This is a genomic window from Alcanivorax sp. HI0083 (assembly GCF_001635175.1).
In genome coordinates this window covers 1-9,985 of sequence record NZ_LWFX01001093.1, presented here as the reverse complement: position 1 = coordinate 9,985, position 9,985 = coordinate 1, and the positions used below count along the sequence as shown (strand labels likewise).

The window sequence follows — 9,985 nt, the reverse complement described above, 5'->3', positions numbered from 1 at the left end:
ATGGCGGTGATGCTGCTGCAGAAAATCGCTGGTGTCCGCGAGCCCATGCGCGTGGTGCCGCTATTTGAAACCCTGGACGATCTGGACGGCGCCGAGCAGACCATGTCGGCCCTGTTGGCGCTGCCGTTCTACCGGGAGCGGGTGGCGGCGGGCCAGGAAGTGATGATTGGCTATTCCGATTCCGCCAAGGACGCCGGTTTTCTCGGCGCTGCCTGGGCCCAGTACCGTGCCCAGGAAAAGCTCACTGCGTTATTTGCCGATAACGGCATTCCGCTCACCCTGTTCCATGGCCGTGGCGGTTCCATTTCCCGCGGCGGCTCGCCCACCCGCATGGCGTTGCTGTCACAGCCGCCGGGCTCGGTGGCCGGTCGCATCCGGGTGACAGAGCAGGGTGAGGTGATTCGCTTCAAATATGGCCGCCCGTCGGTGGCGGTGTTCAACCTGGAGCAGTATGTGGCGGCGACGCTGGAGGCGACCCTGTTGCCGCCCCAGGCGGCGCGGGCGGAGTGGCGCCAGCAGATGCAGGCGTTGACCGATACCTCTGTGGCGGGCTATCGGGGTGTGGTGCGCGATGAGCCCGAACTGGTGCGTTACCTGCGTACCGTGACGCCGGAAACCGAACTCTCGCGGCTGGCCCTGGGCAGCCGCCCGGCCCGCCGCAAGTCGGACCAGGGCATCAGCTCGTTGCGGGCGATTCCCTGGGTGTTCGCCTGGACCCAGATCCGCCTGATGCTGCCCGCCTGGCTGGGCACCGGTGCCGCCCTGGAAGATGCCCAGAACGATGCGGCACAAAATAGCATGGTGCGGGAAATGGCCAGCGAGTGGCCGTTTTTCCAGGGCGTGGTGGATATGCTGGAAATGGTACTGGCCAAGTCCGACCTGCGGGTGGCGGCCTGGTATGAAGAGCGCCTGGCTGGCGATGATGCTGGCCTGATGCGTCTGGGCGAAGTGCTGCGTGAGCGGCTCACTGCCACGGTCAGTGCCTTGTCTGCGCTCACTGGCCGCGAAGATCTGCTGGATAACAATCCGGTGATGCGCTGGTCCATCCGCGTGCGTGATCCTTACACCGACCCGTTGCATCTGCTGCAGGCAGAGCTGATGGCGCGGCTACGTCAGCAGGACGGTGATGAGACCCTGGAAAGCGCACTGATGGTGACCATTGCCGGTATTGCGGCGGGCCTGCGCAACACCGGGTGAGGGCGCTCCCTCACTGGCAGTGATTCAGTGTATGAGTGGGCCCCTGCAGGGCGCCCGCCTGCTCATAGGCCCGGCGCAGACGGCCTTGCTGGCGCAGTGTGTTGATGCCCTTATTCAGTGCTTGCTGGATGGCGTCGGCTTCAGGGTGCTGGCGGGAAACCGCAAAATGGCGGCTGCCCGGCAGGCACAGGACGCCGCCGGGCACCGGGTGGAGGGTGCTGCCCTTGACGCGCAGCACGGGCGTGCCGGCGGTGAGCGGTGGGGCCAGCAGCAGGTCCGCCCGCCCGCTTTCTACCCAGCGAACCATGGTCATCCAGCGGGGCGCATCCAGCAGCTCGCCATGGGGCAGGTTCGTCAGCAACTGCCAGTCTGCTCGCCACTGCCGGGAGCTGACCAGGCGAAAGTCGGCCAATTGCCCGGTCTCGGTCAGGGTTGTGTTCTTCGCGGTTTCTGCCCGCCCATACAGTTGTGCCAGATTGCTGCCGGGCCCTAGCAGTGCCGTGCTGGCCCACAGGTTATCGCGCAGCGCGATATCCTCTCGCCACAGTGAGGTGGCGGCCAGGTCCAGGCGCCCTTGATCCATTTCTGTGAGGGTCCGTTCGTAGCTGTTTACGATGACCCACTCCAGTTCGTGGCTGTTTCCTCTAACCTCTCCTCTCTGCCCTGCAGTGCCACCAACAGCGCCCCTACCCAGGGCAAGCGCCTGCTGAAGCAGCGCGACTTCGATGACGTCCCGGCGGCTGCAATCGCCCCGGTAGTCGGTTATACGCAGTACCTGACGATGCCTTAACCAGCATTGATAGTCGTGGTACACATCGGCGGGAACGGCGACCTGAAGCGGGGGGCTCGGGGCAGGCGCTGGATCGGCCTGAATGCCGCTGGCCAGCAGCCCCAGCATCAGGGCAATGAAGGGGTGAGGCTTGCCTATCACGGGCTGGATTCCTTGCCTTTGAGTGCCACGTGGCTGCCATCGCAGATCATGCCTTTGCTGCTGTGTTTGCAGCCGCAGAAAAACACAATCTTGTTCCGGGTGGCGGTGTAGGGCACCGGGGAGAAGCCGGTGCCCTTGTGGCTGCCGTCGCAATAGGGCTGGGTCTTGCTGAGGCCGCAGGCGCACCAGTAGACCGTATCACCTTTTTTGACGGGCAGCGGGAACGGTACGGTGTGGGCAATGCGGGGGGCGTCCATGGTGCTCTCCTGCGGCGCTTTCGTTAACGTCAGGCGCATTCTGCGTGTGTCGCGCAAATGTCATGCAAATGTCACTGCCTTGCCATGGCGGCTGACGACACTGGCCGAAACTGCCAGTGGAGTACACTATGCTTGCGCAAGCTGCAGGAAAGATCAAAGCGTTAAGCCCGCAATTGAAAGGGGCCTTCACCAAGCCGTTCGTGGCTACTGCCGAGATTCTTCGCTTTCCCCGCGACATGGCCGCGGAGAGGGCGCTTGAGGCCCCGGCGCCGGGCCGCTTCACGGCCTATTTCACCCGCTCGCGCCGGGAAATTCTGAAAATCCAGCGCCTGCGCTATCGCATCTTCTCCCAAGAGTATGGTGCCAGTTTCAGTGCCCCGTTCGGCCTCGACCGGGACCGTTTTGATCGCCACTGCTTGCACTTGGTGGTCCGCGATAACCGTAACGGGGAAATCGTGGGTTACACCCGCGTGCTGCCGGGTGAGCGCTTGCACCGGACCGGAGGCTTCTATTCCAGCGGTGAATTTGATCTGACCATGCTGAGCCAGCTGGAGGGCAAACTGGCAGAAATCGGTCGTACCTGTATTCACCCGGAGCATCGCAACGGGGCCGTGATCAGTGTGCTGTGGGCGCGGCTGGCGCAGTACATGCTGGAAAACGATGTGCGCTACCTGCTGGGCTGCGCCAGTATCGCGCTGAGTGAAGGCTATAACGTGGCAGCGGTTAATCAGCGTATCCAGGCGCGGCACCTGAGCCAGGCAGGGCATCGCGTGCAACCGCATCTGCGCTTGCAGGCGCTGCCAGGAGATGCCCAGGCCGATAGTGTGAAAATGCCACCGCTGCTCAAGGCCTATCTGCGTATGGGGGCTCAAGTGTGCGGTGAACCGTGTTGGGACCCGGATTTTAACTGCCTGGATTTCTTTGTGCTGATGGCGGTGGAGGACTTGCCCGCCCGTTATGTGCAGCACTTCATGCAGCCGGCCCAGGCGGTGTGAAGCCAGTTGACAGTGGATAGTGGACAGTTGACAGCGAAACCCTGGAAACCGGCCCAGAGGCATGAGTGAAATGAACGATAGCGTCAGCGTCAGCGTCAGTCCTTATCCGCAAAGCGGCCTCTGGCCGCAACTGCGTCGCATGGTGCGGGTGATCCGCGTTGTCCTCTACCTGTTATGGGGCTTTATACTGGCGTTTTTGCTGGGGGCGTTCTGGTCACCGTATCGGCCTGTGGTGTTGGCCGCCAAGCAAAGCTGGTGCCGGCGTTTTCTGCGTATCCTCGGGGTGGAGTTGATGGTCACGGGGAGCCGGGTGGAAGCCCCGGTGTTTCTGGTTAGTAACCATGTGTCGTGGCTGGATATTCCTGTGATTGCCAGCCAGCGGCATCTGTATTTTCTCTCCAAGGCGGAGGTGGGTGACTGGCCGTTGATCGGCAACCTGGCCCGGGCCATGGGTACCCTGTTTATCAAGCGCGGCAGTGGTGAGTCCGTCCGCAAGGCCCAGGAAATCGCCAGCCGCTTGCAGCAGGGGCACACGGTACTGGTGTTCCCGGAAGGCACCACCACCGATGGCTCCAGCCTGAGCCGCTTTTTCCCGCAATTGTTCGATGCCCCCTTGCTGGCGGGCGTGCCGGTGCAACCGTTAGCGGTACGCTACCTGGATAGCATGGGCGCCCCGGATCCGGGGCTGGCCTTTATTGGTGACGATGAGTTCCACGATCACTTGTGGGCTATGCTGCTCCGCCCAAAAATCCGCGTGCGCCTGCATTTTTGTACGCCTTTGGATGGGGAGGGCATGGACCGCAAGGCACTGTCTGTGCGGGCGCATGAACGGGTGGAAGAGCAGTTGACAGTTGATAGTGGACAGTTGAAAGCTCGCGGTTGATTTTTGTCCTTTTTTTCAATGCTTGAGGCCGCACTCAGCATTTGGGGGCGGCTGCCTGGCTTTCCAAACAGAGAAGGGTTTTCCTTCTTTTCGCTGTCCACTGTATTCCTCCTTCCTGTTATCTGGCGCCACACCTTTAAGCTCGGATACCATGTCTTTTTTACTCACAAGGACATCGCCCTGCCATGACCCGCGCCAGTGAACTGAAAAAATCCGACGTTATCGAAGTCAACGGCACCCTGTATGCCATCCGCCAGATTGAGGTGCAGTCGCCTTCTGCCCGGGGTGCGGCCACCTTGTACCGGGTAAAGGCCAGTGCCGTCGGTGGTGGCCCCAAGTTTGAAGAGCGCTTCAAGGGGGATGATGACGTGGCCACGGTGGAATTGCAGCGCCGTGCGGTGCAGTTTTCCTATGTGGACGGGGATGACTACATCTTCATGGATAATGAGGATTTCTCCCAATACTTGCTCAAGCAGGAAGATATCAGCGATGAGCTGGCGTTCATCACGGAAGAAACCGAAGGGGTGTTGGCCCTGAAAGTGGAAGACGCCGTTATCGGCCTGGAGTTGCCGGCGTCCGTGGTGCTGGAGGTCACTGAAACCACACCGGCCATGAAGGCCGCTTCCGCATCCGCCCGCACCAAGCCGGCCACCCTGAACACTGGCCTGGTGGTGCAGGTGCCGGAATATATCGTGGAAGGGGAAAAAGTGCGGGTGAATACCGCCGAACGTAAATTCATGTCCCGGGCCTGATTGCCACCGGATGGAGATATCTTCCCTGCGTGAACACTGGGCGACCTTCAGGTCGACGCTGGCAGGTGTGTTGCTGTGCGTGGTGCTCCCGGGCTGTCAGGTGGGCTATTACGGCCAGGCAGTGAAAGGCCACTGGTCGTTGATGGGCAAGCGTGAACCGGTAGCCGACGTATTGAACGATGCCAGCACCTCACCTGAGTTGGCTGACCAGTTGCGCTTCAGTCAGCAGGTTATCGCGTTTGCCGGTGAGGCGTTGTCGTTGCCGGCAGAGGATGTCTACCACCAGTATGTGGCGCTGGAGCAGGATGCGGTGGTATGGAATGTGCTGGCGGCACCGGCTTATTCCCTGACGCCAAAAACCTGGTGCTACCTGATGATCGGCTGTGTCAGCTACCGGGGCTATTTTGACAAGGATCGCGCCACCCGTGAGGCGGATGCTCTGGCTGAAGATGGCATGGATACCTTCGTGGGCGGTGCCATCGCCTATTCCACACTGGGTTGGTTTGCCGACCCGCTGACCACGCCCATGCTCGAGCGCTCTCGTCCGTCACTGGCGCAATTGCTGATCCACGAACTGGTGCACCGCAAGGTGTATATCAAGGATGACACCCGTTTCAATGAGTCCCTGGCGACCCTGGTCGGCCGGGAAGGGGCAGTGGATTACTTCGCCCATAGTGGTGAGCCGTTATCCGCCGCTTACTGGCAGCAGCGTGAACAGGTGCAGGATGCCTTTATGGCCATTGTGCAGGCGACGCGTGCGGCGCTGAAGGAACTGTATGCGTCAGCGCAGGATGCCGACGCGCTGGCCCGGGAGAAAACCCGTATCCTGCAACAGGCCCGCGACCGTTTTGCCCGTGACAGCCAGGCGCAGCCGGCCCTGAAAGCCTACGCCGGTTTCTTTGATGGGCGATTGAACAATGCCCGTCTTAACGGGGTCAGCGACTATAACGATTATGTGCCGGCCTTTGCCCGCCTGCTGGATCAGTGTCAGCGGGACTGGGGCTGCTTCTGGCAGCAGGTGGACAATTTGGTGGCGCTAACACTGGCTCAACGTACCGATGCCCTGGAGGGGCTTGCATGGAACTGATTCGCACGCCGCAGCCGGAACTGGCGGACCTGTTTGTGAAAACCCTGCGGCGTAATGGCTTTGCTGTCGACCGCCGGGAAGCCGACGGGCAGCACATCATTGAGCTGCAAAACCCGGCGCAGTATGAGCATGCCCACGCCTTGCTGCAGGAATTGATCAACGACCTGCGCCACCAGCAGCATCGCCAGCCGGTGGAGCCGCTAACCGGGCGTCCGCAACCGCTGTTGTCCGGTGGCTGGTTTGCCAGCATGGGCTGGGTGACGCGGGGCATTCTGATTGCCTGTGCGGTGGTGTATCTATCGACCTATGTGATCGGCTACTGTATCTATAATGCCTTCCTGTTTCCCCGGGTGGTGGAAGGGCTGGCCAGTCAGCCCTGGCGGCTGCTGACTCCCATGTTCCTGCACTTTTCCCTGCTGCACATCCTGTTCAACCTGCTGTGGTGGTCTGACCTGGGGCGTCTGATCGAACGGTTGCAGTCTGGCACCCAGCTGGTGCTGGTGACCGTGATTACCTCTGCGGCGTCCAACCTGGCCCAGTTTTACTACTCAGGCCCCCAGTTTGGCGGCTTGTCCGGGGTGGTGTACGGCCTGCTCGGCTACCTGTGGATCTATGGCAAGCTTAATCCCGGCGCTGGGGTGGCCCTGCGCAAGGAAATCGTCATTTTCATGCTGGCGTGGATGGTTATCTGCTTTGTGGGCCTGTCCGGCGTGGTGGCCAATGCGGCGCATCTGGCCGGGCTGGTCAGCGGCTGTGCGCTGGGGGCCGGCTTCGGCTTCTGGCACCGTGGTCGGCAGGCCGGGGAATCGGGCGAAAACCAGGCCCGTTAATGGCCGGGAATGCCCGCAAGAAACGCCTTAGAGCCACCTGCCGGTTTGAGTTAGGGTAGGCGGGCTGCTATAAAGACAGCCAAAACGATGAAGTCACAATAATGAAAGGATGCCAGCGACCTATGCAGTGGCGCTCTGTACCTTACTGGGTACCTTCTCTCTTCTTCGCAGCGGTAGTTACCCTGCAAGGCTGTTCCCTGGCCCATGTTGACGACAACCTGCCCTATGGTGTCCTCAACAACAATGACCTGCAGCTGGTCGAAGACGGCCTGCCCACCTATTTGCTGATGGTCGATGGCCTGATTGAGAACTGGCCGGAAAGCGAATCCCTGCTCAGCAGTGGCGCGGACCTTTATGGCGCCTACGCCGGCTTGTTTGTGGAAGACCCTGAGCGGGCCCGCAAACTTAGCGACAAGGCGCTGGGTTACGGTTTCCGTGCCGCCTGTGCCCACCACAAGGATTACTGCGATCTGCGCAGCCTGTCGGTGCCCGAATTCGAATCCCTGCTGGACGAGGCCGACAAAGGCGATGTGCCGGTGCTGTTTTCCCTGGGCAGCGCCTGGGCGGGTTATATCCAGCAGAACACCAGTGACTGGAATGCGGTAGCGGAACTGGGCCGGGTGGAAGCCATCATGGAGCGCATCGTGGCGCTGGATGATGGCTATCAGCACGGTCAGGCACATATGTATCTGGGGGTGCTGAACAGCATCCTGCCGGCGTCGCTGGGCGGCAAGCCCGAACAGGCCAAAGCTCACTTTGAAGAGGCGGTAGTACTGTCCGACGGCAAGAACCTGATGGCCCAGGTGCTGTATGCGGAAAAGTACGCGCGCCTGGTGTTCGATCGGGAGCTGCACGACCGCCTGCTCAATGAGGTGCTGGCGGCGGACCCTGATGTTCACGGCCTGACCCTGCAAAATACTTATGCGCAGCAGCAGGCTGAAGTCCTGCTTGCCGACGCGGACGATTATTTCTAGGAGTGTTTATGCTGCGCCTTGTCACTGTTCTGATCGCGCTGTTGCCGCTGGTTGCCACCGCTGCGACGACCCTGAAAATTTCTACCCTGTACCCGGATGGCACCACCATCGTCACCGGCCTGAAAAAAGCCGGCAAAGATATTGCGGCGCAAACCGAAGGCCGGGTAAAGCTGAAAATCTACCCTGGCGGGGTGATGGGTGATGATCGTGCGGTAGAGCGCAAAATCCGTATCGGCCAGCTCCATGGTCTGGTGGCCCAGGGCGGTGCGTTTGCTTCCGCTTACAAGGACAGCCAGATTCTCAACGTGCCGCTGGCCTTTAATAACTACGATGAAGTGGATGCGGTGCGCAGCGAGTTGGACCCGGTCATCCAGAAAGGCCTGGAAGACGGTGGCTGGGTCAGCTTTGGTTTGCTGGACGGTGGCTTCGCTTATGTCATGTCCGAGCAGCCGGTAAAAAGCGTGTCCGATCTGCGCGACCAAAAACTGTGGTTGCCGGCCAACGATGAAGCCTCCGCGAAAGCGGCCAAGGCGTTTGAACTGTCCCCCATTCTGCTCAATATTGGCTCCGTGCTGACCTCTCTGCAGACCGGCGCGGTGAATGCGTTCGCCGCTCCTCCGGTGGCGGCCCTGACGTTGCAGTGGTATTCCCGGGTGAACTACCTGACTGACATGCCACTGCTTTATACCTTCGGCATGCTGGGTATCCATGAAAAATATTTCAAACGCATGAGCCCGGAAGATCAGCAGGTGGTCCGCACGGTGCTGGAAGCCACCTTCGACAAACTGGATGCGCAAAGCCGCAAGGAAAACCTGAGTGCCTTTGCCGCCGTTCAGCAGCAGGGGCTGGAAGTGATCAAGCCCAGCGAAGAACAACGCGAGGAATGGCACAGCTACGCCGAGCGCGCTACGGCGGAGCTGGTGGAAGAGGGTGAAATTAGCCAGACCATGCTCGACCGCCTTAACGGCATTCTTGCCAAGCAACGCGACGGGCAATGATGGCAGCGCTACTACGTGGGGTGCATCGCACCCTTCACCATATCGAGGACGGCCTTATCGTGGCCGTCCTTTTGTTTATGATCCTGCTGGCGGTGGCGCAGATTGTGCTGCGCAATTTCTTTGGCACCAGCCTGGTATGGATCGAGCCGCTGTTGCAGAACGCGGTGCTATGGATTGGCTTGCTGGGCGCGATGATTGCCTCACGTAATGACGAGCACATCCGCATTGATGTGGCCTCGTCACTGTTACCGGAAAAGTACCATCCCTTCCTGACCACCTTCGTGGATCTGTTCACCGCCTTTATCTGTTTGTTGGTGGCCTGGTATAGCGTGCACTTCGTACTCGAAGAGTATGAGTACGCTTCGCCGGCATTTGCCAGTGTGCCGAGCTGGTTATTGCAAGCCATTATCCCGGTGGGCTTCTCGGTTATGGCACTGCGCTACGTCGTGCTGTTTGCTCTGGGGTTAATTGGCAAGCGGCCGAAAATGCAGGAGCCGACGCCATGATCATTGCGGCGATTGTTCTGCTGGTGGTGCTGGCGCTGATGGGCGCGCCCCTGTTTGCCATTATCCTCGGCGCAGCCGCACTGGGTTTCTATACGCTGGAAATCGAGTTGGCGGTGCTGCACATCGACATCTATCAGCTCAGTAATTCCGTGGTGCTGATGGCGTTACCGCTGTTTACCTTCGCCGGTTTTTTGCTGAGTGAATCGAAAACCGCCGACCGCATGTTGCGGCTCAGCCAGGCCGCGTTCGGCTGGATGCCCGGTGGCATGGCCTTTGTTGCGCTGATTGCCTGTGCGTTCTTCACCGCCCTGACAGGGGGCTCCGGTGTCACCATTGTGGCGTTGGGCGCCTTGTTGCTGCCGGCGCTGGTGAAAGGCAATTACCCGGAAAAATTCAGCCTGGGCCTGGTGACCTCCTCGGGCAGTCTGGGGTTGTTGCTGGTGCCGTCGGTGCCCTTGTTGATCTACGGCATTATCGCCCAGCAAATGTCCCAGCAGCTGGATATGCCGACGGTAGAAATTGTCGATCTGTATCTGGCTGGTCTGCTGCCTGCGCTGCTGATGATCGTGCTGCTT

At 60.4% G+C, this 9,985-nt stretch carries 12 protein-coding genes; 10 read left to right on the top strand and 2 right to left on the bottom strand.

The features are described from left to right. Positions 1-1,197, top strand: a 1,197-nt coding sequence (locus tag A3754_RS14785; protein ID WP_156497009.1) for a phosphoenolpyruvate carboxylase, incomplete at its 5' end; no start/stop codon positions are given. 10 nt (positions 1,198-1,207) lie between these two features. On the opposite strand, the gene A3754_RS14780 is transcribed toward A3754_RS14785, so the two are convergent. After that, positions 1,208-2,128 carry a hypothetical protein gene (locus A3754_RS14780; protein ID WP_063520311.1) on the bottom strand — a complete coding sequence of 307 codons (921 nt, stop codon included), beginning with the start codon at positions 2,126-2,128 and terminating at the stop codon, positions 1,208-1,210. Further along, positions 2,125-2,385 carry a CDGSH iron-sulfur domain-containing protein gene (locus A3754_RS14775; protein WP_063520310.1) on the bottom strand — a complete coding sequence of 87 codons (261 nt, stop codon included), beginning with the start codon at positions 2,383-2,385 and terminating at the stop codon, positions 2,125-2,127. Before A3754_RS14775 ends, A3754_RS14780 begins: the two co-directional genes overlap by 4 nt. A 128-nt stretch (positions 2,386-2,513) precedes the next feature. Here A3754_RS14775 and A3754_RS14770 point away from each other — a divergent pair, with 128 nt between their 5' ends. The 9 genes from A3754_RS14770 to A3754_RS14730 all read left to right on the top strand — a co-directional run. Beyond that, entirely contained in the window at positions 2,514-3,380 is an 867-nt protein-coding gene (locus A3754_RS14770) for a GNAT family N-acetyltransferase (RefSeq protein WP_082872267.1), read from the top strand. Positions 3,381-3,441: 61 nt separating this feature from the next. Then, on the top strand, positions 3,442-4,263 hold the full coding sequence (locus tag A3754_RS14765) for a 1-acyl-sn-glycerol-3-phosphate acyltransferase (RefSeq protein WP_082872266.1): 822 nt from the start codon (positions 3,442-3,444) through the stop codon (positions 4,261-4,263). A 185-nt stretch (positions 4,264-4,448) separates the two neighbouring features. Continuing rightward, the gene (gene yeiP / locus A3754_RS14760) at positions 4,449-5,015 is read left to right on the top strand and encodes an elongation factor P-like protein YeiP (RefSeq protein WP_063520308.1); all 567 of its coding nucleotides are present in this window, start codon (positions 4,449-4,451) and stop codon (positions 5,013-5,015) included. Between the two features lie 10 nt (positions 5,016-5,025). Beyond that, on the top strand, positions 5,026-6,102 hold the full coding sequence (locus tag A3754_RS14755) for an aminopeptidase (RefSeq protein ID WP_063520307.1): 1,077 nt from the start codon (positions 5,026-5,028) through the stop codon (positions 6,100-6,102). After that, positions 6,093-6,932, top strand: coding sequence for a rhomboid family intramembrane serine protease (locus A3754_RS14750; RefSeq protein WP_063520306.1), 840 nt, complete (start codon positions 6,093-6,095; stop codon positions 6,930-6,932). The genes A3754_RS14755 and A3754_RS14750 overlap by 10 nt, the downstream gene beginning before the upstream one ends. 122 nt (positions 6,933-7,054) lie before the next feature. Then, on the top strand, positions 7,055-7,906 hold the full coding sequence (locus A3754_RS14745) for a TRAP transporter TatT component family protein (RefSeq protein WP_063520305.1): 852 nt from the start codon (positions 7,055-7,057) through the stop codon (positions 7,904-7,906). Between the two features lie 8 nt (positions 7,907-7,914). Beyond that, positions 7,915-8,904, top strand: a complete 990-nt coding sequence (gene dctP, locus A3754_RS14740) for a TRAP transporter substrate-binding protein DctP (protein ID WP_063520304.1) — start codon at positions 7,915-7,917, stop codon at positions 8,902-8,904. Then, positions 8,901-9,410 carry a TRAP transporter small permease gene (locus tag A3754_RS14735; protein WP_063520303.1) on the top strand — a complete coding sequence of 170 codons (510 nt, stop codon included), beginning with the start codon at positions 8,901-8,903 and terminating at the stop codon, positions 9,408-9,410. Before dctP ends, A3754_RS14735 begins: the two co-directional genes overlap by 4 nt. Next, positions 9,407-9,985: TRAP transporter large permease subunit (locus A3754_RS14730; protein ID WP_156497008.1), on the top strand; the 579-nt coding region annotated here is incomplete at its 3' end. The genes A3754_RS14735 and A3754_RS14730, both read left to right, overlap by 4 nt.